Source organism: Streptosporangium sp. NPDC000095, assembly GCF_042899335.1.
In the GTDB taxonomy this organism is placed as follows: Bacteria; Actinomycetota; Actinomycetes; order Streptosporangiales; family Streptosporangiaceae; genus Streptosporangium.
In genome coordinates this window covers 1,217,781-1,241,297 of record NZ_JBIAZS010000001.1, presented here as the reverse complement: position 1 = coordinate 1,241,297, position 23,517 = coordinate 1,217,781, and the positions used below count along the sequence as shown (strand labels likewise).

The 23,517-nt window shown below is 71.8% G+C and carries 17 protein-coding genes; 9 read left to right on the top strand and 8 right to left on the bottom strand.

What is annotated here, in order from left to right; translation table 11 throughout:
* The first annotated feature begins 466 nt into the window (after positions 1-466).
* Together ACFY3V_RS05205 and ACFY3V_RS05200 are read left to right on the top strand one after the other, a co-directional pair.
* A complete protein-coding gene (locus ACFY3V_RS05205) occupies positions 467-2,125 on the top strand; it encodes an alpha/beta hydrolase (RefSeq protein WP_362898726.1) in 1,659 nt (552 codons plus the stop codon).
* 60 nt (positions 2,126-2,185) lie between these two features.
* A complete protein-coding gene (locus ACFY3V_RS05200) occupies positions 2,186-3,028 on the top strand; it encodes a GNAT family N-acetyltransferase (RefSeq protein ID WP_350944854.1) in 843 nt (280 codons plus the stop codon).
* A gap of 188 nt (positions 3,029-3,216) precedes the next feature.
* On the opposite strand, the gene ACFY3V_RS05195 is transcribed toward ACFY3V_RS05200, so the two are convergent.
* Together ACFY3V_RS05195 and ACFY3V_RS05190 are read right to left on the bottom strand one after the other, a co-directional pair.
* Positions 3,217-3,594 (bottom strand): DUF3037 domain-containing protein, encoded by a 378-nt coding sequence (locus ACFY3V_RS05195; protein ID WP_350944798.1) that lies wholly within the window; start codon positions 3,592-3,594, stop codon positions 3,217-3,219.
* Complete coding sequence (locus ACFY3V_RS05190; RefSeq protein ID WP_350944797.1) at positions 3,591-4,409, bottom strand: HipA family kinase; 819 nt, start codon at positions 4,407-4,409, stop codon at positions 3,591-3,593. The genes ACFY3V_RS05195 and ACFY3V_RS05190 overlap by 4 nt, the downstream gene beginning before the upstream one ends.
* A gap of 215 nt (positions 4,410-4,624) precedes the next feature.
* Here ACFY3V_RS05190 and ACFY3V_RS05185 point away from each other — a divergent pair, with 215 nt between their 5' ends.
* On the top strand, positions 4,625-6,688 hold the full coding sequence (locus ACFY3V_RS05185; RefSeq protein ID WP_362898721.1) for a PASTA domain-containing protein: 2,064 nt from the start codon (positions 4,625-4,627) through the stop codon (positions 6,686-6,688).
* Positions 6,689-6,803: 115 nt separating this feature from the next.
* Here the strand turns inward: ACFY3V_RS05185 and ACFY3V_RS05180 are convergent, their stop codons facing one another.
* Positions 6,804-7,394: a TetR family transcriptional regulator gene (locus ACFY3V_RS05180; RefSeq protein WP_362898719.1), complete on the bottom strand. Its 591-nt coding sequence runs from the start codon at positions 7,392-7,394 to the stop codon at positions 6,804-6,806.
* A gap of 126 nt (positions 7,395-7,520) precedes the next feature.
* Between ACFY3V_RS05180 and ACFY3V_RS05175 the strand changes: the two genes are divergently transcribed.
* Both ACFY3V_RS05175 and ACFY3V_RS05170 read left to right on the top strand, forming a co-directional pair.
* Positions 7,521-9,755 (top strand): MMPL family transporter, encoded by a 2,235-nt coding sequence (locus ACFY3V_RS05175; protein WP_362898717.1) that lies wholly within the window; start codon positions 7,521-7,523, stop codon positions 9,753-9,755.
* A 94-nt stretch (positions 9,756-9,849) separates the two neighbouring features.
* Complete coding sequence (locus ACFY3V_RS05170; RefSeq protein WP_362898715.1) at positions 9,850-11,589, top strand: serine protease; 1,740 nt, start codon at positions 9,850-9,852, stop codon at positions 11,587-11,589.
* A gap of 174 nt (positions 11,590-11,763) precedes the next feature.
* Here ACFY3V_RS05170 and ACFY3V_RS05165 read toward each other — a convergent pair whose 3' ends face one another.
* Positions 11,764-12,366: a response regulator transcription factor gene (locus tag ACFY3V_RS05165; protein WP_362898713.1), complete on the bottom strand. Its 603-nt coding sequence runs from the start codon at positions 12,364-12,366 to the stop codon at positions 11,764-11,766.
* A complete protein-coding gene (locus ACFY3V_RS05160; RefSeq protein ID WP_389770130.1) occupies positions 12,363-13,658 on the bottom strand; it encodes a sensor histidine kinase in 1,296 nt (431 codons plus the stop codon). Before ACFY3V_RS05160 ends, ACFY3V_RS05165 begins: the two co-directional genes overlap by 4 nt.
* 172 nt (positions 13,659-13,830) lie before the next feature.
* Between ACFY3V_RS05160 and ACFY3V_RS05155 the strand changes: the two genes are divergently transcribed.
* Positions 13,831-14,244 carry a hypothetical protein gene (locus tag ACFY3V_RS05155; RefSeq protein WP_362898709.1) on the top strand — a complete coding sequence of 138 codons (414 nt, stop codon included), beginning with the start codon at positions 13,831-13,833 and terminating at the stop codon, positions 14,242-14,244.
* Positions 14,237-14,818: a hypothetical protein gene (locus tag ACFY3V_RS05150; RefSeq protein WP_389770125.1), complete on the top strand. Its 582-nt coding sequence runs from the start codon at positions 14,237-14,239 to the stop codon at positions 14,816-14,818. The genes ACFY3V_RS05155 and ACFY3V_RS05150 overlap by 8 nt, the downstream gene beginning before the upstream one ends.
* 137 nt (positions 14,819-14,955) lie before the next feature.
* On the opposite strand, the gene ACFY3V_RS05145 is transcribed toward ACFY3V_RS05150, so the two are convergent.
* On the bottom strand, positions 14,956-16,845 hold the full coding sequence (locus ACFY3V_RS05145; protein ID WP_389770122.1) for a CHAP domain-containing protein: 1,890 nt from the start codon (positions 16,843-16,845) through the stop codon (positions 14,956-14,958).
* Positions 16,846-17,378: 533 nt separating this feature from the next.
* Here ACFY3V_RS05145 and ACFY3V_RS05140 point away from each other — a divergent pair.
* Together ACFY3V_RS05140 and ACFY3V_RS05135 are read left to right on the top strand one after the other, a co-directional pair.
* Positions 17,379-17,594, top strand: a complete 216-nt coding sequence (locus tag ACFY3V_RS05140) for a DUF5999 family protein (RefSeq protein WP_362898703.1) — start codon at positions 17,379-17,381, stop codon at positions 17,592-17,594.
* A 139-nt stretch (positions 17,595-17,733) separates the two neighbouring features.
* Complete coding sequence (locus tag ACFY3V_RS05135) at positions 17,734-18,165, top strand: ATP-binding protein (RefSeq protein ID WP_389770118.1); 432 nt, start codon at positions 17,734-17,736, stop codon at positions 18,163-18,165.
* A gap of 229 nt (positions 18,166-18,394) precedes the next feature.
* Here ACFY3V_RS05135 and ACFY3V_RS05130 read toward each other — a convergent pair whose 3' ends face one another.
* Both ACFY3V_RS05130 and ACFY3V_RS05125 read right to left on the bottom strand, forming a co-directional pair.
* Positions 18,395-20,773: a LuxR C-terminal-related transcriptional regulator gene (locus ACFY3V_RS05130; protein ID WP_389770115.1), complete on the bottom strand. Its 2,379-nt coding sequence runs from the start codon at positions 20,771-20,773 to the stop codon at positions 18,395-18,397.
* Positions 20,774-21,080: 307 nt separating this feature from the next.
* On the bottom strand, positions 21,081-23,240 hold the full coding sequence (locus ACFY3V_RS05125; RefSeq protein ID WP_389770112.1) for a protein kinase: 2,160 nt from the start codon (positions 23,238-23,240) through the stop codon (positions 21,081-21,083).
* Positions 23,241-23,517: the final 277 nt, after the last annotated feature.

Here is a 23,517-nt window from a genome sequence, read left to right as displayed (position 1 = left end):
CCCGGGTGGTCCCTCCTCGCGTCGGACGCGGCCGCTGACCCGCGACGGCGCGGCAGGTGCGGAGAGCGGTGCGGCACCTGCGGAGAACCGGGCCGACGGCCGCCCTGCCGTGGAGTTCCCTTCCGCCCGTCCCCGAGATCGCGTTCGCGCCGGGGCGGGCGGTTTCCTTTGGCGTTCAGCCTCGCGCCGTCTCGCCTGCAGGCGCGGCCGGAGGCGGGCGCTCGCCGGTCTTACGGGCGCCGCACCTCGCCGTACCCGTACCGCGGCGCGGGCGGGTCGCCGGGGCGGTCGGGGCCCCGATGACCGCTGTCGGCGTTCACGGCTCCTCGATCGGCCCTTCCCACCTGCGGCCATTACAGTTAGCAATTATCTGACTACACTTTGCCAGGTGTTCGGCTGTGTTCCGGATGACCGTGCCGCGCTCGGGAGACCATCGCCTCTGCCGTACGAGTAGGGGGATCACACAGTGAAGAAGAGGGTTGTCGGGATCGCCGCGAGCATCGCGATGCTGGCCGTGGCGATGGGGGTGCCGCAGGGGGCGGTGGCCCAGGAGAGACAGGCGAGGGAGGGGCTGGTCTGGGGCTCCTGCGAGGGCGGGGTTCCGGTGACCGGGGCGGCGTCCACCGGAGCGGGGGACAACCCGATGGAGTGCGCCACCCTGAGGGTGCCGCTCGACTACGCCAACCCGCAGCGGACCATCGGCATCGCCCTGAACCGGATCAGGGGGAAGGCCGTTCACGACCGTCTCGGCGCGCTGCTGGTCAACCCGGGCGGTCCCGGGGCGTCCGGCCGCGACCTGGTCAGGACCGTGGTGGCCGGGCTTCCCGACGGCCTGGCCGACCGGTTCGACGTGATCGGGTTCGACCCGCGCGGGGTGGGGGCGAGCGATCCCGCGCTGAAGTGCGTCGATCCCAAGAAGTACTACGAGGCGCCGCGGCCCGACCAGGTGCCGGTCACCAGGCGCGACGAGAACGTGCTGATCGGCCGGGCCCGCAGGTACGCCGAGGCGTGCGGCGAGCGCTGGAGCTGGATGCTGCCGCACATGACCACCGAGAACTCCGCCAGGGACATGGATGCGATCAGGGCGGCCCTCGGCGAGTCGAAGATCAGCTTCCTGGGTTACTCGTACGGGACCTATCTCGGGGCCGTCTACGCGACGCTCTTCCCTGACCGGCTCAGGCGGCTCGTCCTGGACAGCGTGGTCGATCCGCGCGGCATCTGGTATCGCTCGAACCTCGACCAGAGCATCGCCTTCCAGGACAGGCACGAGGACTTTCTGAAGTGGGTCGCCCGCCACAATCCGGTCTACCGGCTCGGCGCCACGGAGAAGGCGGTCTCCTTCGCCTGGGACGCCATGCGGACCCGGCTGGCCGGCCGCCCGGCCGGAGGGGTGGTCGGCCCGAGTGAGCTCGACGACGTCTACACCCTGGGCGGCTATTCGGACGTCATCTGGCCGCAGCTGGCCAGGGCGTTCTCCGCCTACGTCAAGAAGGGGGAGGCGACTCCCCTGGTCAACGCCTACCGCAAGCACGCGGTGAACGACGACAAGGACGAGAACAACTACGCGGTCTATCTCGCGGTGCAGTGCCGCGACGCCGCCTGGCCGCGCGACTGGGCACACTGGCGGACCGACATGACCAGGGTCCACACCAGAGCACCCTTCCTCACCTGGCCCAACGCCTGGTACAACGCGCCGTGCGCCTTCTGGCCCCAGCCGGCCGGGACTCCGGTACGGATCCACGACGACGCCAAGCTGCCGCCGGTCCTGCTGATCCAGGGGCAGCGCGACGCCGCCACCCCGTACGCCGGGGCGGTGCGGATGCGCGCCCTGTTCTCCCGCTCCCGGCTGCTGGCCGTGCCCGGCGGCAACCACGGGATCGCGCTCAACGGGAACGCCTGCGTCGACCGGCGCCTCGCCGCCTACCTCAGGGACGGCACCCTGCCCGGCACCCGCCAGACCTCGGGCGCCCCTGACGCCCGCTGTCCGGGAGTCCCCGCACCTGTTCCGGTGGCCGCCCCACCGGCCGTCCGTGTCCCCGCCGGTCACGCGGCGGGTCGCGTGACGGGTCATGTGGTGAGGCACATGGTGAGGCGCCCGGTGGAAAGAGATGGCCAAAGCAGGTAGATGAGAGGCTCTGTGTTGGTTCCTGCCAAAATCGAGGGGGTCGCGTAGGCTGAGCACGTGATGCTGCGCACAACGGCGTCGCGCGTGCTCGACGACAACGATCGAGACGAGGTCCTGGCGCTTCTCGACACCGATCCCGTCGGCAATGTCTTCGTCGCCTCCAGGGTCCGTTCGGTCGGGCTCAATCCGGCCAGGCTCGGTGGCCAGATGTGGGGGTTCGGGCCGCGCGGCGGCCTGACCTCCATCTGTTACGCCGGTGCGAACCTGGTTCCGGTCAACGCCGGTACGGACGCCGTCCACGCCTTCGCCGATCGCGCGCGCAAGCAGGGCCGCCGCTGCTCCTCGATCGTCGGCCCCGCGGACGCGGTGGAGTTGCTCTGGGAGCGGCTGGAGCCGCACTGGGGGACCGCCCGCGCGATCCGCTGGGCGCAGCCGGTCATGGTGATCGCCGAGCCGTCGCCCGTGCCCGCCGACCCGCTGGTGCGGCGCGTCCGGCCCGACGAGTTCGACATCCTGCTCCCGGCCTGCGTGGCGATGTTCACCGAGGAGGTGGGCGTCTCCCCCGAGGCGGGCGACGGCGGTGCCCTCTACCGCTCCAGGGTCGCCGAGCTGATCAGGATCGGCAGGTCCTACGCCCGCATCGAGGGCGGCAGGGTCGTCTTCAAGGCCGAGATCGGCGCGGTGACGCCGCACGCCTGTCAGATCCAGGGTGTCTGGGTCCACCCCGACCTGCGCGGCCGCGGCCACGCGGTGGCGGGGATGGCCGCGGTGGTCAAGCACGCGCTCGACTACTTCGCGCCGGTGGTCTCGCTGTACGTCAACGACTACAACGCCCCCGCCAGGGCCGCCTACCGCAGGGCGGGTTTCGTCGAGGTGGGCACCTTCATGTCCGTGCTCTTCTGAAACCCGCCCCCGGACACGTCCGTGCTCTCCCAGGAGCGGCCCTCTGTTTTCCGGGGCCGGACCGTCTGGGCCGCCCCAGGGGCGCCCGGCCGGGATGTGGCGATCACGTCGGCGAGCGGCGCCGAGCTCCCGAGGCCGGGCGGCCTCGGACCAACACCGAACCTCTGGGGCCGGACATCTCGGACCGGTCAAGGGCTGCGGACCAGCCGGGCCACGAGGCGCTCCAGCTCCGTCTCCGGGTCATCGGTGAGACCGGCGTGGACCGGGCCGGTCTGCACGATCGTGCTGCGCGGGGCGGTCAGCCAGCGGAAGCGGCCGCCCAGCGGCTCCCTGGTCAGGGGCCCCGAGTCGCTGCCGCAGGAGCGCTGGTAGGCGCCGAGGGCGTGCCGTACCCCTTCGAGGTCGACGCTGTCGTCGAGGGCGCGCAGGCGCGCCTCGTCCAGCTCCACCCGGGCGCACAGGTATTCGCGGGGCTGGCAGTAGAGCAGCACCCCGGCGTTGATCAGCTCGCCGCGTTCCACGCGGGGGATGACCCGGATGATCGCGTACTCGTAGACGTCCTTCACCGGTTGTCCCTCCAGAACGCGCCCACCGAGCCGGTCTTCCTCTCCTGGTCCTGCGGTGTCTCCTGGACCGCGGGACCCGGCAGCCAGGTGCGCGGCCCCTGGGCGCGGGCCAGCAGATGCTCGACGTACGCCTGCCGCACCGCCTGCGCCCCGTCGAACCCCGGTTCGTCCTCCAGCCACTCGTCGGGGACCTCGTCCACCACCCCGTCGAGCAGGTCCCTGGTGATCATCTCGCTGAACTCGGCGTCGGCCTCGGGCATCAGGGTGGCGAAGGGCGCCATCACGTGGTCGCTCGCGTCGAAGTCGCGCAGCGGGTTGGCCGAGGGCCAGTTGTGGTGGAACCAGAGCGCGGCGCCGTGGTCGATGAGCCAGGTGTCGCCGTGCCACAGGAGCAGGTTCGGGTTGCGCCAGCTGCGGTCCACGTTGTGGATCAGCGCGTCGAACCAGAGCAGACGGGAGGCGAACCCGGGCTCGGGGGGCCAGGCGAGCGGCTCGAAGCCCAGCGCGCCCGGCAGGAAGTCGACCGCCAGGTTGTTGCCCTCGCTCGCCCTGAGCAGGTCCTGGATCTCCTCGTCGGGCTCGCGGGCGCCGAGCTGCGGATCGACGTCGATCACCTTCAGCTCGGGCGTACGGAACCCCAGGCGCCGGGCCAGCCCGGCGGCCACGATCTCCGCGACGAGAACCCGGCGGCCCTGCCCCGCGCCGCGGAACTTCACGACGTGGGTGCCGAGGTCGTCCGCCTCCATGATCCCGGGCAGCGACCCCCCCTCACGCAGCGGTGTCACATAACGAGTGGCTTTGATCGCTTCAAGCACCTCGCCAGGCTACCGGCCGGCCCGCGGAACGACACGGCGGGCAGACGGCGGGAAGGGAGAACAAAGGCGGCTGCGTATTCGGGGGATGTGTTGTGTCTTGCCCTGACCTGAGCATCACATGAGTGTCACGGTGAGGAAGACAAGACCTTCAGCCCCGTTGACTGTCGGCGATGCTTCTTCTTGAGTGAGAAGGGTGGCGGCGAGGGGAGGCTCGCGTGCCGTATGCGCAGCCGCTCAAAACGGGGGATCCGGCACGGCTCGGTGAGTACGAGATCATCGGGCGTCTCGGCGAGGGTGGGCAGGGGGTGGTCTATGTCGGGGTGCGCCCCGGCACCGGCTCCGAGCCCTACGCGGTCAAGCTTCTGCACGGCTCGGTGGGGGAGGATCCCGACGTCTTCCTGCGCGAGGTCGAGCTGGCGAAGCAGGTCGCCAGGTTCTGCACGGCCCAGGTGATCGACGCCGGGCTGGACGGTGACCGGCCCTACATCGTCAGCGAGTACGTCGACGGCCCGTCGCTGCACCGAGAGGTCGCGGTGAGCGGGCCCCGTGAGGGAGGCAGGCTGGAGCGCCTGGCCATCGGCACGGCGACCGCACTGGCGGCCATCCACCGGGCCGGGATCGTGCACCGCGACTTCAAGCCCCAGAACGTGCTGCTCGGTCCCGACGGGCCGAGGGTGATCGACTTCGGGCTGGCCAGGGCGCTGGACGCCGCGGCCACCCAGAGCGGGCGCGGCGCGGGCACGCCCGCCTACATGGCGCCCGAGCAGGTGGAGGGCGCCGAGATCGACCCGGCGGCCGACGTCTTCGCCTGGGGCGCCACGATGTGCTTCGCCGCCAACGCCCAGGCTCCCTTCGGGCAGGACTCGATCGCGGCCGTGCTGAACCGGATCCTCACCGCGGCTCCGCGACTGGGCCGTCTGGACGGGCTGCTCGGCGCGCTGGTGGTCGACTGCCTGGACAAGAATCCCCGCAACCGCCCCACCAGCCGGGAGTTGCTGCTCGCGCTGCTCGGCGACGACGGGGGCCGCTCGGTGGCCGGGTCCCGCTCCTCGCCGGTGCCGGGGTTCCCGGCCGTGCTCGGCGGGCCCGACGCCTCCGGCCCCTCGCTCTTCCCGGGACGGACCGGTCTCACGGGCGCTTCCGGCCGATGGAGCGACTCCGGGTCCGCCTGGCGGGCCGGGGGCGGCGGGTCCGGCGAATCGGGCGGTGCGTCCTCGGCGGGCGCGAGGTCCGGCGGGCGCGCGTTTCCCGCGGAGGGTGAGAAGTTCGACGAGCACCGGACCCACCCGGGGCGTGCGGCGACCAGGGCCTCGGTCGCGGTCTCCGGCGCGCTGCTCGTCAGTGCCGCCGTGCTGGTGGGGGTGCTGGTCCCGGCGCTGAGCGGTGTGACGCCCGGAGGCGCGCCCGCGCCGCCGATCGTCCCCCTGGTGGAGACCACGGCCCAGGGCGGCACCACGTCGCACGAGGGCAGGGCGAGCGCTCCGATCAAACCGCTCCCGGTCGTGCCGGCCGTCACGGCCGGGCCCCCACGAGCGGAGGGCGTCAAGTCCTCCCCGCTGCCGCCCCCCGCCGCCACGGTGGTCGTGCCCGCGCTCATCGGGCTGGATCGTTCCGAGGCGGCGCGCCTGATCAAACGGGCCGGACTGGTCGCGGGGGCCGTGAAGGCGGTCGACTCCACCCGGCCGCTCGGGGAGGTGCTCGCGAGCAGCCCGGCGCCGGGGACGGCCCTGCCGAGGAAGGGCAGGGTCGATCTGCAGGTCTCCGGTGGCATCCAGGTGCCCACGCTGGTCGGTCTCGCCAGGGGAGGCGCCGAGGCGGCGCTCGCCCAGGCCGGGCTGGTCTCCGGCGGGGTCAGCACGCGCTGCTCGGAGCAGCCGGCCGGGCGGGTGCTCGCGAGCACTCCCGGCGCGGGCAGGCGCGTCTCTCCGGGGAGCGCGGTGGCGCTCGTCGTCTCCAGGTACGGTGTCCCGGTGCCTCCGGTCACCGGTCAGGGCGCGACCGACGCCTCCAACACCCTCGGCGGGGCGGGCTTCGCCGTGCGCACGCGGGCGCGTCTGGTCACCAACGAGGCCCAGGACGGGGTGGTGCTGGCGCAGAGCGTGGCGCCCGGCACCTGCGCGAGGCCCGGCGCGACGATCGTGCTCACGGTCGGTGTCGAGGGGCAGAGCGGCCCGGGCCCGGGCCCGGGGCCCGGACCGGACCCGGGGGAGACCGTCGAGCCCCCCGACCCCACGGTCCCGCCGACGCCCGTTCCCGGGGAGGCCGCTCCTTCCGGGTGAGGCGCTTCTTCGGCCGGACACACCCGAGGGACGGTCGAAAGCGGTGCGGGTTCGCCGTCCCGGCCCGGTGTGAGGCGACCGGAGGGCGGGACCTTCGGAGGCCGGCGCGGAGAGTTCAGTGCCGTCCGGCGAGGCCGGGGCCGGGAGGAATGGCGTTCGGCGCCGTGCCCGGGGAGTCCAGGGAGGCGAGGACGGTGGCGAGGAGGGTCTTCCTGACCTCCTCCTGGGGGAGGTCGATCGTCTTGATCACCGACTGGAGCGAGCCGAGCGTGGCCCACGCCCAGACCTGGCGGGCAAGGCCGGGGTCGGGTCCGGCCAGACGGCTGTAGATCGCGTCGCGGAAGGCGCGGATGGCCTCGCCGGGGGAGCCGGGGGGCGCGTCGTCGGCGCAGTGGATGTCCTCCATGATGAGCCGGATGATCGCCCGATGCCTCACCGTGAAGGTCACCAGGGCCTCGACGAAGGCGCGGTCGTCGGCGAAGTCGTCCTCGATCAGGGCCACGATGTCCTGGCCGGCGGGGGCGATCAGCTCCGTGGCCAGACGGTCCTTGGGATGGAAGTGGTAGGCGACGGCCGTCTTCGTCAGGCCGACGACGGAGGCGATGTCGGCCAGCGAGGTCGCGGCGTAACCGCGCTCGGCGAACAGTTGACGGGCGGCGTCGAGGATTCGCTCCCGCGTTTCGTGCCCGTGCTCAGGTGTGGTCATCGTCTCAGTCCCACGCTGCTTACAGCATTTACCGATTTATCCCCCTACGCTCTACCGTAGGTACTGTACGAGCGTACAGTACGACTTTTCAGGGTGTTTGATACTCCAAAAGCGGGGCGGTCACCGATGTCTGGTTTGCTGGGGCGGCTCGGAAGTTGGTGCGCGCGACACGGCAAGGCCGTGCTGGCCCTCTGGGTGATCGCTGCGGCGTTGCTGACGGCGGGCTCGGTGTTCTTCCCGGGACCGGTCAGCAACAACGTCAGCATTCCCGGCACTGACGCCCAGCGTGCCGTCGACCTGATGAAGGACGGCTTCGGCCCCGGCTACGGAGCCGGCGGCTCGGCACAGATCGTCCTCTACTCGCCCGACGGCTCTCTCATCACCGAGACGAGGAAGCGCGCGGTGGAGCGCGCCGTGGACCGGATCCGCGAGGTGCCGCACGTGGTGGAGGTGAAGTCCCCCCATCAGGGAGGTGGTCTCGCCTCCAGCCTGGCAATCGGCATCATCACCGTCAAACTGGAAGGGAACGACACCACCAAGCTGGCCGAGACCACCGAACTCCTCTCCGAGGCGGCCGAGCCCGCACGGGCGGCGGGCATCGAGGCGGTGCCCGCGGCCTCGGCCAACCCGGCGGACAAGGAGATCAAGACCGGGACGAGCGAGATCATCGGTGTGATCTGCGCGCTGCTGGTCCTGCTGCTGGCGTTCGGCACCCTGGTCGCCGCGATGATCCCGATCTTCACCGCGCTGGTCAGCATCGCGACCGGGCTCGGCGTGGTCAGCCTGCTCGGCCACGTCGTGGACGTGCCCAAGCAGGCGTCGATCATGGCGACGATGATCGGTCTCGGCGTCGGCATCGACTACGCGCTCTTCCTGCTCAGCAGGCACCGCAAGCTGCTGGCCGACGGCCTGCCGCCCCAGGAGGCGGTCCGCCGGGTGGTCGCGAGCTCCGGCGGCGCGGTGGTGTTCGCCGGGGCCACGGTGATCATCGCGCTCAGCGCGCTCATGCTCGCGGGCTTCCCCATGCTGCAGACGCTCGGCTGGATCACCGGCATCTCGGTCGTCTGCGCGGTGTTCACCTCGGTCACGCTGGTCCCCGCGCTGCTCGGCCTGCTCGGGCACCGGGTCAACGCGCTGCGCCTGCCGTTCATGGGACGGCAGGGCAGCCACGGCTCGTCGGGCTGGGCCTCGCTGGGCGACTGGGTGGCCAGGCGGCCGTGGAGTGTGCTCGCGCTCAGCGTCGTCCTGCTGGGCGCGCTGGCCGCACCCGCCCTCTTCATCAAGCTGGGCTCGGTCGACAACGGCTACGCCGACCGCGGCACCGACGCGCGACGCTCCTACGAACTCCTGCAGGCCGGTTTCGGGCCCGGCATGAACGGCCCGCTCGTCGTGGTGGCTGACCTGGACACGAAGGTCGTCGACCGGGAGCCGACCCCGGCCGTGCTGCGCGACCTGAAGGACAGCGTCGCGGACGTCGAGGGGGTGGCCCACGTCGGCGATCCCGTACTCAACGAGGACGGTACGGCGGCGCTGGTGCAGGCGATCCCCGACTACGCTCCGAGTGACCCCCGGGCGCTCGACGTGGTCAGGGCGGTACGCGCCCTCGACGTCGAGGGCGCCCAGGTGCACGTGGGCGGTCAGGTCGCCGGCATGGCCGACGCCGGCGACAGGATCGCCGGACGCACGCCGATGGTCGTCGGCGTCGTGGTGCTGCTGAGCGCGCTGTTGCTGCTGCTGGCGTTCCGCTCGCCGGTCGTCGCGATCAAGGCCGCGCTGATGAACCTGATCTCCCTCGGCGCCGCGTTCGGCGCGCTCTCGCTGGTCTTCTCCCTGGGGCTGGGCAGCCGCCTGGTGGGCATGGACACGCCGGTCAGCGCGGACGACTCGTACCTGAGCACGGTGTTCTTCACGGTGCCGATCGACAGCTACATCCCGCTGATGCTGTTCGCGATCCTGTTCGGCCTGTCGATGGACTACGAGGTCTTCCTGCTCACGGCCGTGCGGCAGGCGTACCTGAGGCACGGCGACAACCGCAGGGCGGTGGCCGAGGGGCTGGGGTCGACCGGTAGGGTCATCACCTCCGCCGCCCTGATCATGGTCGCGGTCTTCGTCGCGTTCATCGCCTACCCCGATCCGATGGTCAAGATCTTCGGTGTCGGACTGGCGGTGGCCATCGCGGTGGACGCCACGATCATCCGGGGACTGCTCGTCCCGGCGACCATGGCCCTGCTCGGCAGGGCCAACTGGTGGTGCCCCGCCTGGCTGGACCGCATCCTGCCCAACCTCTCCGTCGAAGGCCACGAGGAGGACGAGGAGGCGGAGGAGCCGGACAGGGAACTCGTCGGCGCCGGTCGCGGCTGAGGGGCGGAACACCGTCCCAGTCGCTTCCAAGTCCTCCCCAAGTGGCCTCCGCCATGCTCTCGCCTGGGAAGCGAGTTTTGGGGAGAGTACGAAGATGTTGGGAAGAATCAGCGCCGTCGCCGGCCTGGTGCTGGCGAGCACGCTGGCGCTGCCGGGCACCGCGGTGGCGAAACCCAAGGAGGTCGACGTCCCCGTCGGGACGTGGCTGGCCGCCAGGACGCACCCGGCCGTCCAGCTGACCTCGGTGTCCTACACGGCCGACGTGGCCGTGCCGACGCCCGAGGCGAACCTGGAGGCGATCAGGGTCCTCACCCAGCAGGGGGTGAACGCCGTGCAGAGCGGCAAGATCTCCTCCGACGAGAACAGCATCTACCGCTGGGTCGTCCAGCAGATGGCGAAGGACCCCGGCCGCTACTTCTCGCCCGGCGGGCGTGAGCGGGTCGTCGAGGCGACGGCGGGCGGGCTGTGCACCGGCTGGTGGGTCACGCCGGACGGCTACATGGTGACCGCGGCGCACTGCGTCGGCCAGGAGGAGACCGAACTGGCGCGGACCTTCGCGGCCCAGGCACTCACGAAGATCAACGAGAAGGACGCGGCCGACCTGGTCGCCGAGCTCGGGGACATCGCCTCCGACGAGGAGATCCTCAGGACGGCGACGAAGATCTTCCAGATCTGGAACGCGGACAACATCAAGATCCGAAATGTGCAGAGCTCGCTCTCGCTGCTGCAGAGCCTGCCGGGCGGCGGCGTCGACAAGACCACCAAGACGGTGCCGATCGAGCTCGTCGCCAAGGGGACGGTCTACCCGGGCAAGGACGTCGCGATCCTCAAGGCCAACGGGCAGAGTAATCTGCCGACCGTGCCGCTGGGGGAGGACTCCGACGTGCGCGTCGGCGACACGCTCTACATCAGCGGGTTCCCCGGCACGGTGACGCAGACCTCGATCTTCAACCTGGAGTCCAAGCTCGATCCGGCCTTCACCGAGGGGCCCTACAACGCCGCCCGCCAGACCCCGGAAGGGGTGCCGTACATCCAGACCCAGGCGCCCTCCTATCCCGGCAACTCGGGCGGACCGGTGTTCGCCAAGAACGGCAAGGTGATCGGTGTCCTCGTCGGCGGCCTGGTCCAGCAGGACGGCGGCTCCACCGAGGCGGAGAGCTTCGTGCTGCCGGTCAGCATCGTCAAGGAGAAGCTGAACGAGAAGAACATCAAGCCGGTCGAGTCGACGACGACGAAGGCCTACAACGAGGCGCTCGACCTGTTCTTCCAGAACAGGTACTCCGACGCGCTGCCCAGGTTCCGCGAGGTGCAGGCGCTGCAGCCGAACCACCCGTACGTCGCCAAGTACATCAGCGACTCCCAGCAGGCCATCACCGCGGGCAAGGACGAGAGCGGCACGCCGATCCTGCCGTGGCTGCTGTGGGGTGGCGGCGGCCTGGCCGTCCTGTTCGTGATCGGTACGATCGCGGCGGTCGCGAGGGGCAGGCGCCGTTCCAGGGGACCGGCCCCGTTCCCGCCCACCCCCTACGGTGCGCAGCCCGGCTACGCGGCGCAGGTGCACGGCGGTGCCGCGTACGGGCAGCCGCAGTACGGACAGCAGGGACAGCCGTACGGCGCGCCGCAGCAGTACCAGCAGCGGGCACCCTATCCGCTCCCGGCCGCGCCGGAGGAGACCCGGGCGGTCCGGCCGCACTCGCCCTACGGCCCGCCGAACCCCCAGCCCGGCCATGGGAGCGCGGGGGGCCCGGGGGCCAACACCCGGATCGCCGGTCTGGAGGCCGAGCTGGAGCAGCTGCGCCGCTCGATGGGGCAGCGCCCGCCCGAGCAGCGTTGAGCGCGCCCTCCGGGACGCGCCGAGGGCCCGGCCTCCGGGCCCCGGTGAACGCGGTCCCCGCCGGTGTCACGCCGGCGGGGACCGACCCATCTCCTGGCCCGGGAGAGACCCCTGCCTCATCTGGGTGGAGGGGTCCCAAGGGCGACGTGTTCACCGCGACGCGGCGGGCCGGACCTAGATCCAGCCCTCCTCCCAGGCGCGGTGCGCGGCGGCGTGGCGGGAGCCGACACCGAGCTTGGCCATCGCCGCCGACAGGTAGTTCCTGACCGTGCCGGGCGCGAGATGGACCTGCGCCGCGATCTCGTTGACCGAGGCGCCCGCCCGTGAGGCGCGCAGCACCTCCAACTCTCGTTCGGACAGCGGGCAGTCGTCCTCCGACAGCGCGGAGGCGGCGATGTCGGGGTCCACGTAGCGCCGGCCTGCGGCGACATCGCGGATGATCTCGGCCAGCCGGGTGGCGGGCGTGGTCTTGGGCACGAACCCGCTCACCCCCGCGGCGAGGGCACGCCGCAGCACGCCGGGCCGGGCGTGCCGGGTGACGAGGACGATCCGGGTGGGCAACTCGGCGCGGATCGCCTGCGCGGCGCGCAGCCCGTCGGCGGGCGGCATCTCCAGGTCGAGCACGGCGATGTCCGGCCGCCGCTCGTGTGCCAGGCGCACCGCGTCGGTGGTGGTGGCCGCCTCGGCGACGACGTCCAGGTCGTCCTCCAGTGAGAGCAGCGCCGCCAGGGCACCTCTGATGAGGTCCTCGTCGTCGGCGACCAGCAACCGGATCACCGTGCGCCCGCCTCGGCCGGGTACGCGTGCGCGTCGGCGGGCAGGGCGGCCACCACCTCGAAGCGGTCGCCGTCGCGCCGCCGGTCCAGCGTGCCGCCCGCCCGCTCCAGCCGTTCGGTCAGGGAACGCAGCCCGGTGCCGGGGTCCGTTTCCCGTTGGAGACGATCGTCCTCGACGCCGTCGTTGCCGATCCGGAGCCGGGCGCGGCCGTCCTCGACGTCGTAGGCGATGTGTGCCCGGCGCGCCCGGCTGTGGCGCAGCACGTTGGTGGTGGCCTCGCGCATCACCAGGCCCAGGATGTGGCGCGCGGGCTCCGGCAGAGTGCCCGCCCCGCCGGCCCGGCCGTGCTCCACGGCCGTGTCGATGCCGGCGGCGGTCAGCACCTTCGAGGCGTTGGCGATCTCGTCCTCCAGGGTCGTGCGCCGGTATCCCTGCACCACGGCACGGGTGTCGCGGAGCGCGTCGGACGCGAGCCGCCGTACCTCCCGCATCTCGGCGGCGGCCCGGGCGGGGTCGGACTCGGCGAGCCTCTCTGCGAGCTCGCTCTTGAGCGCGACCACCTGCAGGTGATGTCCCTGGATGTCGTGCAGATCGGCGGCGAACCGCAGCCGCTCGTCCTTGACCGCCAGTTCGGCGGCGAGGTGCCGCGCCTGGTCCAGCCGGTCGGCGATGTCCCAGGCCCACAGCATGCCCAGCGCCACCCAGGCGAAGGAGACGACGGTGCCGACGGGGAAGGCCACCGCGAGAAGCCGGTCGGAGTCCTCCGAGACGAGGGCCACGGACCCGCCGAGTGCCGCCGCGACGACCACCGCGCCGGCGATGAGGGTGCGCCGGTGCGCCGGCCGCAGGAACATCGCCGTGATCGACACCATCACCGCCGGGGCCACCGCCCACAGCCCGTCGTCGCGTGAGGCGAGCGGGACCGCGCCCAGCACGGTCGTCGCGAGCCCTCCTGTCACCAACCAGCCCACCGGCGGCCCGGCGGCCCGTTCGCGCGTGGGTGAGGCGCGGAACCGGTCCCGCGCGTCACCGGGTACGCGCGGCAGCCGGCGGCCGAGCAGCACGCCGACGGACACGATCAGCACGGCGAGGGCGAGGCCGGTGACGCCCCTGATCCAGGGAGGCACGCCCTCGTCCATCGCCCAGGCCCTGACGAAGAGCACCAGGGAGACCGTGATGCCCCCGGTGAGGCTCCACCAGGTGTAGCGGCGGAAACCGCTCAGTCCCGTTCCGTGCTGACCCGGCCGCTGATTCGGCTGCTCACTCGGTTGCTCGCTCGGCCCGTCACGCACGCGGACATTGTCCCCCGCGAGGTGGCGGCCATGGGGTGCCCGGATGACAAATGTCACGAAATCTCGTGACACGACCATGCCGGGACGTGCCGGTTCGCCACTACTGGCGGCTGCCGCCCTCCCGCAGTCTGGGTGTCGCGTACCCCGACCCCGTACACCGGAGGAGCACGAGATGACAGTGAGAACCGTCCACGTCCGCGCCTGGTGGCCGTTCTGGCGCCACTACCTGGAGATGCTCGCGGCGATGGTCGTCGGCATGGTGGTGCTCGGTGCCGCCGTGCGCGCCGGGCTGGCGCTCGCGGGCCTGGAGTTACCGGCGCGACCGGAGGTGGTCGCCCTGGAGATGGCCGTCGACATGTCCGCCGGGATGATCGTCTGGATGCGGTATCGAGGTCACGGCTGGGCCGCGACGCTGGAGATGGCCGGGGTCATGATCGTTTCCGCCCTCGCGCTGTTCCCGCTGCTGTGGATGGGGGTGATCTCGGGTGACGCGCTGCTCCTGCTGGAGCACGTCCTGATGCTCCCGCTCATGCTCCTGGTGATGCTCCGCCGCCGCGACGAGTACGGGGGCCCCTCCCGTGTCTGACGTCAAGGCGCGCGGTACTCGCTGGAAGGCCGTGCTGCGGCGCCGGCCGACCGTCCTGGCGGTCGGGACGGCGGCGGTGTCTGCGGTGTCGGCGGCGTCGGCCGGAGGTTCCTCGGCGGAGGAGATCACCTCGCTCACCGAGATCCTGCTGCTCCTGCCCCTGGTCTACCTCGTGGTGGCCAAGGTCCGGCGACGGGAGGCGTCGTGGCCGGCGCTCCTCGTCTTCACCGTCCTCTATGTGGTTCTGCGGGCACTGGAGGTGGTCGCCGTACCGGTCGTCTTCGCCGTCGTGGCGCTGGCCGTCCTGGTGTGGGGCGCCGTCTCCGGCGACCTGCGCCGCTCGGGCTCGTTCCGGGCGCAGTCCCTGGGGATGATCGGATTCGGCGCGCTGGTTTTGGCCGCGCTGATGGTGGAGCCCGACCTGGGCCGATATCTGGTCGCGGCGGGCTGGCTCCTGCACGGCGCCTGGGACTTCGTCCACCTCAGGAGGAACGCGGTCGTGTCGCGTTCGTACGCGGAGTGGTGCGGCGTTTTCGACATCCTCACCGCCGCGCAGCTGGTGTTCCTCGCATGAGCGGGCGCGCGGGTACGGACCCGCGCGCCCGCTCGGGGCGTCTCAGGTCTCGCCGTCGAGGTGTCACGGCCACCTCGGTCGGGCGGGCCGGGTGGCGGAGGCGCCACGAGACTCGGCCGCCACTTCGGCGACGTCGCCTAGACCGGTGTCCTCGCCCGGCGCCGCCCCCGGTAGCCGCTGTGGACCAGGATGTCGCCCGGCTCCGCGAGGAGCGTGGCGGAACCGGCGGGGACGGCGGGTTCGCCCCGGCCGGTCCGTACCGTCGAGACCGGAACGGACGTTCTCGGTCCGGGGACCGGGCGGGCGGACGTGGTGGACCGGGTGGGGGCGATGGGGCGGACAGGACGGGCGGGGCGCGTCGGGGTGGCCGGGACGGTGGTGACCACGGGGTCGGCCCGGCGGTGACGGCGTCCGCGCGGCGGGGAGTCCTGGACCCAGGTCGACGACATCGACGACATCGACGACTCCGCCACGGCCTGCTCCTGCAGGCGACGCCTGCCCCGGTAGGGGGCCCGGGGGCGGTCGTCGCGAGGGCGCGGTACGGGGGAGAGCGCGGCAGGGCGCCCCGAGGGCTCCTCGACGTGGGCGACGGAGGTCGTGACCGAGGGGAACCCGGTGGTGGCGGTCGGGGCGAACGTGCTCTCCGGAACGCTCTCCCTGGGACTCGTGGCCCCGCGGGAGGGGAGGAACGCGTCCCAGAGGTCGGGGGCGACGGGCGTGTGCTCCGAGGCGTCGGCCGGGATCGGCGCGTACCGGAGATCGCGGGAGGCGAGGGTGTTCTCCGGGGTGCCGGACGAGGTCGGCGCGTTCCCGAGGCCGGGGAAGACGGGCGTGTGCTCCGGGGTGCCGGCCGGGGTGGGCAGGTACGGGAGGTCGCGGGAGGCGAGGGTGTTCTCCGGGGTGCCGGACGGGGTCGGCGCGTACGGGAGGTCGCGGGCGGAGGCGTTCCTGGGCATGCGACGACGGCCCGGGGCGCGGCGGCGGCCCGGGGCGCGGCGGGACGAGGAGGCGGGGGCCACCGCGGCGCGCCCCGAGGCGGACGCGAGGAGCCGTACCCTCGACTGCCTCGCCTTGCCGTGGGCGAGGATCGCGGCCGCGGCGAGCAGGACCGGGGCGAGTACGGCGGGGGAGTCGAAACCGGGGACGGGCGTGGCGAGGTCGCGGGCGGTGGCGGTGGGGGTGACGGCGAGCGCGCTGGTGTCGGCGGTGGAGGCCTTGGCGTGCTTGCCCGGCGAGGTACGGCCGGTGGCCGGCGCCTGGGTTTCGCCGGGCGCCTTCGTGGTCGTCCGGTCGCTCCGCTGGGGGTTCGCGGCGGGGTTCCCGCCGGACACGGCGTGGGCGTCGTCGCCCGGAGCGGCCTTCCCCTTCGCCGTCGCGGCGGTGTGCCCGGGAGCCGGCTTGCTCGTCACTCCCTCGGAATTCCTGCCCGGCCCCGTGGAGGCCGAGGTCTCCGGCGTCGGCACGGGGGCGGGGACCATCGCGATCAGGTTGGGCCCGGGGCCGATCACCACCGCGTTGTCCCCGGCCGTGGCGGGCGTGAGGATGGTCTGCTTCTCGGTGGCCTCCCGGTCGAGCCGGGCCTTGATCTTCTCCGGGTATCCGTAACCGACGACCTTGCCGGTGTCGCGCTCCTTGCGCTTGGCGACCCCGCCGTCGATGTTGCCCTCGATCGTGTGGATCCTGTTTCCCTCGACCCTGGTGACGATGCCCACGTGGTCGATGTGGCTGATCTTGTCCGAGCCGCGCCAGTCGAAGAAGACGATGGCGCCCGGCTTGGGAACGGTGCCCCAGGCCTCCTGCTGCCGGAACCACTGGGCGTGGTGGACGGTGTAGGCGAACTGGCCGATCCACTCCTGGTAGCCCAGCTTCTCCGCCGCCCACGACAGATACATGTCGCACCAGGGGGCCGAGGTGTAGTCGGCGTCGAACTCGACGTTCTTGCCGTACCAGTCACCGAACTTGGTGTAGCCGCCACTCTTCTCGGAGTAGCCGAGCTGGCTCTCCAGCAGCTCGATGAACTTGCGCATCTCAGGTGTCATAGAGGATTTCAGGGGGGCTCCCGGTGGCCGTGCGGGCATGGTCGCTCCACCTCGCGACCTGGCTATCGGGAGACGAGGTTGAGCGACGGCGCGTTCACGCGAACCCGCCGAGGGGTGAGGAGGGACGCGTGTGGCGGCACCACTGACCGGTTGTCTTCCGTGACGAGGGAGGTTACCCGTCCCCAAGGATAGGTCAAGACACACTAAAGGGCGCGTCAAGTCGATCAACGTCGCATAGACGGACAAAAGCCGATGTCAGGGCGTCTCTGGGTGATCTTCAGTGGTAAAGCGCCCACGAAAAGGATCTACCGGAGGTCGCGGGCGGAGGGCGGGACCGCCGTGGCCGCGCCGTTCGATCTTGTCGATCCCCCTTTGCCTCGATGCCCGACTTCTTTACCTTTCGGGGAAATGGGTAGACATGTGGGTATTTCTCCCGATATGTAGGTAGTGGTCGCGGGAGATGCTGGTCACACCAGGTAAGGCTCAGCAGCAGTCAGAGAAGGTTAAAAAAGGTACGAGCCATGTGTCAGCACCAGCCGAGATGCCCAGTCGCCAGCGCACCCGACCACGAAGCCGCGTCGCTCGTGGCCTTCCACCCCGAGCAGGGGTGGGGTCTGCTCTGCAACGGTGTGGTGGTCTTCGACGACACCGGAGCGCTCATGCCTGACGGCCGCAGCACTCCCGTCCACGACATGCCGCTCCCGCTCCACCGGGTCACCCTGGGCCAGGCGGCGTGATCTCGCGCCGCGCGCCCGCCGTGCCGGGACCGAACGCGCCACGCGGACGAGTGGTTCCGCGGCGGCCGATGGTCTCCGGCGGGGGACGCGCGTGCGATCCGCATCCGATCGAGGTAACCGACGACCAGGGAGGTGGACAATGAACCCACTCCTCGAAAAGCCGTACGAGCAGGAAGAGCTGGACGGCCGGGAGACGTCGTACTCCTTCGCGCCCGAGGCGGCGTCGGTGCCCCGTGCTCGCCACCTGACTCGCGCCCACCTGGCGGACTGGGGGCTGGACGAGCACAGCGCGGTCGCCGAACTGCTCGTCAGCGAGCTGGTCACCAACGCGCTGCGCCACTCGCGGGGGACCATCGGGCTCCTCCTCTCCTTCCAGGACGGTCTGCTGCGCTGCGAGGTCGAGGACGCCGACCCCTTCCTGCCCCGCGCGTGCCGGGCACGCGACGACGAGGAGCGGGGACGAGGGCTTCACCTGATCGAACTCCTCGCCTGCTGCTGGGGCAGTGCCCGCACCTCCGAGGGCAAGGCCGTCTGGTTCGAGCTCACGACGGCGGACGCGCTCGCGGCCTGACCGCGAGACCACCCGGAACGCCAGGTCAGGAAGCCCTCCGCGAGGCTCCTTCGGGAGCCGGCCACACAGACCATCTCCGAAAGGCCGAAACCGAGTCCCCCGACTCGACCTCGGCCGAGTGCCGGAGCCGGGTCCCCCGACCCGGCCTCGGCAGGACGCCGGAGCCGACGAGATCATCGCACTCGTCGGCTCCGGCGTCCCGGCTTCTCCGGCCTCTCCGTCCCGTCCGTCAGGTGCCGGGCGGGCGCTCCCCGTCCACGTTCAGGATGTGCTCGCCGGTCCATACGGCGATCTGGGCCCGCGAGTGGAAACCGAGCTTGGTCATGATGTGCTCGATGTGACCTTCCGCGGTGCGCTGGGAGATCGTGAGCGAGGCCGCGATCTCCTTGTTGCTCAGTCCCTGGGCGACGAGCCTGGCGATCTCCGTCTCCCTGCGGGTCAGTGGCGAAGGCTCCTCGGCCTCGCCCGAGGGCTCGCCGAGGGGCGCGCTCTCCTCAAGGGCGAAGGCGATCGCCTCGTCGCACCGCATCTTCGAGCCCTGTCTGAGCACGGTGTCGAAGGACTGCCTTCCGAGAGCCTCGCGTGTACGCTCCTCGCACTCGTCGTGGTAGCGCCTCAGGTGCCCGAAACCGGACAGTGGCGCTCCGATCACCTGCCAGACCTGCTCCAGGATCCCCAGCAACCTGGCGGCCCGCCGGTGGTCGTCCTCCGCGGCGGCGATCCAGGCCAGCACCTCCAGGTTCACGCCGATGCCCAGAAGATCGTCGAGTGAGCGGTTGACCCTCAGGCTCTCCTTCCCCAGCTCGGTGGCGCGCCGGGCGTCGCCCTGGCACCAGACCCCGAGGCCGAGCGCCATCATCGCGTACGCCCGGTGCCAGCCCTCCTGGTGGGCGTCGCACAGCGCGATGCACTCCTCGCCGGCGGCGACGGCGCTCGACCAGTCTCCCCGGAAGGAGTGGGCGAGGCAGAGACGAATGAGCGCCAAGGCCTGGCCGGTCGGGTCGTCGTCGGCGCGGTGGCGCGCCGCCGCGTCCTCGTACAGGCCGATCGCGCGATCGACGTCTCCACGGAACATGGCGATCATCCCCGAGTAGAGCGCGACGTAGGCCAGGATCCGCTCGCACCCGGGGCGTTCTCCGATCTCCCTCGCCTCCTCCAGCATCCTCGTGGCGGCGACGACATCGGCCTGGATGATCGCCAGCCAGCTGTCGGACCACAGCGCGCGGCCCCGGCTCTCGTCGGGTCCTGTGCCGCCGAGCAGGCTCAGGTCCATCCAGCGGCGTCCCTCCCTGAGATAGTGGCTGGTGATCCAGTGATAGAGCAGGTCGGCGGCCATCTCCAGCGCGGCGGGGGTCTCCTCGGGGTCGGCGAGGCAGTACTCCAGGGCGGTGCGCAGGTTGGCGTGGTCGAGCTTCAGCCTGCCGAACCAGAACACCTGCAGCGGGCCGAACCGCTGCGCGTACGCCTCCGCCGCGAGCCGCCGGTAGTGGTCGCGGTGCAGCCGCTGCAGGGCGTCCTCCTGCCCCGAGGCCGCGAGTCTCTCCCTCCCGTACTGCCTGATCGTCTCCAGGAGCCGGTAGCGGGTCGCGGTGGAGGCCGAAGGAGGGTCCTCCCGGATCAGGATCGACTTGCCCACGAGTCCGATCACCAGGTCGACCACGTCCTCGCGCTCGATGCCGTTCCCCGAGCAGACCGCCTCGGCGGCTTCGAGGTCCAGGCCGTCGGCGAACACCGAGGCGCGCTGCCACAACAGCCGCTCCTCCTCGCCGCACAGGGCGTAGCTCCAGTCGATCAGCGCGCGTAGCGTCTGCTGGCGGGGCAGCGCCGCGGGGGAGCCGCCGGTGAGCAGCCGGAACCGGTGGTCCAGCCTGGACAGCAGCTCTTCGGGGGAGAGGGCGCGCAGCCGCACCGCCGCCAGTTCGATCGCGAGCGGGATGCCGTCCAGGCGGCGGCAGATCTGTTCCACGGCGGACCGGTTGGCCTCGGTGAGGGTGAAATCCGGCAGGACGGCGGTGGCCCGTTCGGTGAACAGGCGTACCGCCTCCGACAACGCCGGCACCTCTGTGGACAGCCTGGGGAGATCGGGGTCCGGTGGCAGCGGCAGCGTGGGGACGACCAGCGTCTGCTCGCCGGAGATGCCCAGCGCCTGCCTGCTGGTGGCGAGGACCCGCAGGAAGGGGGCCGAGCGTACGAGGGCTCCCACCAGTACGGCGCAGGGTCGCAGGAGATGCTCGCAGTTGTCGAGGATCAGCAGCGCCCGCTTCTCCCGCAGGTGGTCGATGAGCACATCCAGGGGAGACCGGTGGGAGACGTCCCTGATCTCCATGGCCTCGTTCAACGACGCGGCGAGCAGCTCGGGATTCTCCAGCCCGGCGAGCTCGGCCAGCCACACCCCGTCGGGGAACGCCCGCTGGACGTCTGCGGCGACGCGCAGGGCCAGCCGGGTCTTGCCGACGCCGCCGGGACCGGTGAGGGTCACCACGGGTGCCCCGGACAACAGGCGTTTGACCTCGGCCATCTCATGCCGACGCCCCACGAAACTGGTCACCTCGGGGGGCAGGTTCGTCGCCTGCCACCGCTTCGAGGTGGTCGATGCCACCTCTCCCATCAACCCTCACGCCGGTTTTATCAATTAAATCGCTTTATGTCCGGATCTGGTGGGCGTAATCCACCCTATGCGCACGCCGTTCCCCGCGCGCACCCGTGGCCGGGCGGGCACTCAACGGGGCGGTGGCCCGCCGACGGGGACCCGTTCGCGTACGGTGGGCGCGGCGCCCCGAGGCTCGCCGAGGCACTGGCCCGCCCTCCCCGGCGGGGAGCCGGTGGGAGGACGCGTCACGGGCCGGGGCGGTCCTGAGGGGTCGGCGGCCGATCACTTCGGCGGCCGACCACCACGCGGCGCGGGCGTGGTCGGCTCACAGGATGCCGCCCAGGTCGAGGTCTACGTCCAGGTCGATCAGGCCGGGCTCTTTCCCTGTGGGCCCCTCGGAGTCCCGCGGTTCCCGCGGACCCGGGTTCTCGGAGTTCCGCGGCTCTCGTGAACCCGGGCTCGCGCCCGTGTCCTGGTCCTGGCCGGTGCCCGGATCGGGGGTGCAGGAGGGCAGGTCGATCCTGGCCGTCCGGGAGGGGGTGTCCCCCTCGGGAGAGGTGGTGATCGTCACCAGCCGGGTGACGTACCCCCCGCACTCGGGCAGGTCGGGGAACTCCCCGGTCACCTCCCGCTCGTACTCGGTGGCGCCGGACAGCTCCAGCTCCCGCACGCCGCCGGTCGGGGTCCCACGTGTGCCCCCGGCTCTCTGGGCGAACCCGAGCCGCACGGTCACCGCCGAGGTGGTGGGGGTCCGCACCCGGAACCTGACCGTGGTGCCGTCGAAGGAGGTGATCGAGACGGCGGGTGGCGCGCACGGCTCGCCGTGGACCCGCTCCGTGCGGCCCGCCGTCCCGCCCGTGGAACGGGGCACGGTGGAGACGGTGACGCGACGGTAGAGGGTCTGCCCGCAGGCGGGGACGGTGAAGGCGTGCGGGACGGTGTGGGAGTAGGTCTTCAGCCCGCCGATCACGGAGGTGTGCGAGGACGCCCGGACGAGCCGGTCACGGTCGGGGCCCTCGGCGAAGGTGACGGTCACCGCGACGTTCCCGGTCGTGGAGGCGCGGAAGCCGACCGTGGTCCCGTGCGCGTCGATTCCCACGACCTTCAGGCCGCTCACTGTGTGCGCGGGCCCCGGTGTCGCCGTTGGCGTGGGCTCGGGGGCGGGTGTGGGCGTGGAGGTGGGCGGCGGGGGCGGTGGCTGCGAAGCGGTCGGTGTGGGGGGTGGGGAGGGTGGGGCGACCACCGTCCGGGTGGGGGCCGGGACCAGGGAGGGGCGCGAGGTGGCCTGGCCGGGGTTCGCGCCACCCGAGGGGGAGACGGGCTTTTTGACGGCGGCGCTTCGCGAGGGGGTGTCGGGTTCAGGGGAGGGGTCCGGCGGTGCCGACACCCGGCTCTGCCGCCGCTGCGCGGGGGTCTCCTGGATGATCGCGGAGCTGGGCGGCGGGGTGAAGATCGTGTCCGCGGAGAGCCGGTCCTGCGGCCGGTTGGCCGCGATCACACCGGCGGTCATCGCGACGGTGATCACTCCCAGCCCGGCGAGGGTCCGGGGGCCCAGCCGGGGGCGGCGCGCCCGTCCCACCCGGCCGAGCACCGTCCGGGCGACCGAGGAGCCGGCCTTCGGGGTGGGCTTGGCCAGCGGGAACGCCAGCGCCAGCAGCGTGGCGAGCTCGGCGAGGTGCCGCCGCCCGCGCTGCTCCCAGTCCGGTCCGTACGCCGCCCGCGCGGCCGTCTCCAGCTCCTCCAGGAACGCCCGCGCGCTCCGCGGCCGGTCCGCCGGGTTCTTGGCCAGACCTCGCGTGACCAGCCCGCGTACCGACGCCGGCACCTCCTCCGCCGGGATCGGCGCGTGCCGGTGCCGGTGCATCATCACGACGCGGTGATCGGCCGCGTACGGCCGGTGGCCCGTGAGGCACTCGAAGAAGACGCACGTGGCCGCGTAGACGTCGCTCGCCGCGCTCGCCGGCGCCCCCTCCCACTGCTCGGGGGCCATGTAGGCGGGAGTGCCCGCGGTCACCCCCGCCTCCCCGACGTGGGCCGCGATGCCGAAGTCGGCGAGCTTGCTGCCGCCGTCGGCCTGGATCAGCACGTTCTCCGGCTTGTAGTCGCGGTGCACGATGCCGGCGGTGTGCGCGAAGGCCAGACCGAGCAGCGAGCCCTTGAGCACGGCCAGCGCCGCCTCCGGGCTCGTACTGCCGTGCTCGGACAGGATCCGCCTGAGCGCGACCCCGTCGACCAGCTCCATCACGATCGCGGCTTCGAGGACGTCCTCGTAGTACTCGTAGAGCTGGACCACGTTCGGGTCCTGCAACTCCACCATGACGCGCGCCTCCGCGCGGAAGCGCGCCAGGAAGCGACGATCGTCCTTGAGGGTCGCGTTGAGGTATTTGATGGCCACGTAGGCGCCGGTGGGGGCGTACGTGGCCAGCACCACGCGCCCGCCTCCGCCGATGCCGAGTTCCCGAACCTCGCGGTATCCCGGAACCATCCCGTCCCCTTCCGAGCGCCGTCGACTTGTTCGACGGTCTCACCCCTGCGGTTGGTTGTCACGATTGGTCAACTTTGGCGGAGAGTGACGTTGGAATAATGGCCGGTAGCCGATTTAGTGGCTTATGAGATTAATGAGTCATGCGAGTTCTGAAAAGGGAGTCGCGGAGGTTCTCGGTCGGGGGATCGCCTGGAACGGCGGACGCGTGGTCGCGGCCTGGGAAACCCGCGCGGTACCCGAGGCGAGCGGACCGTTCCAGGACAGGTGGGCACGGCGG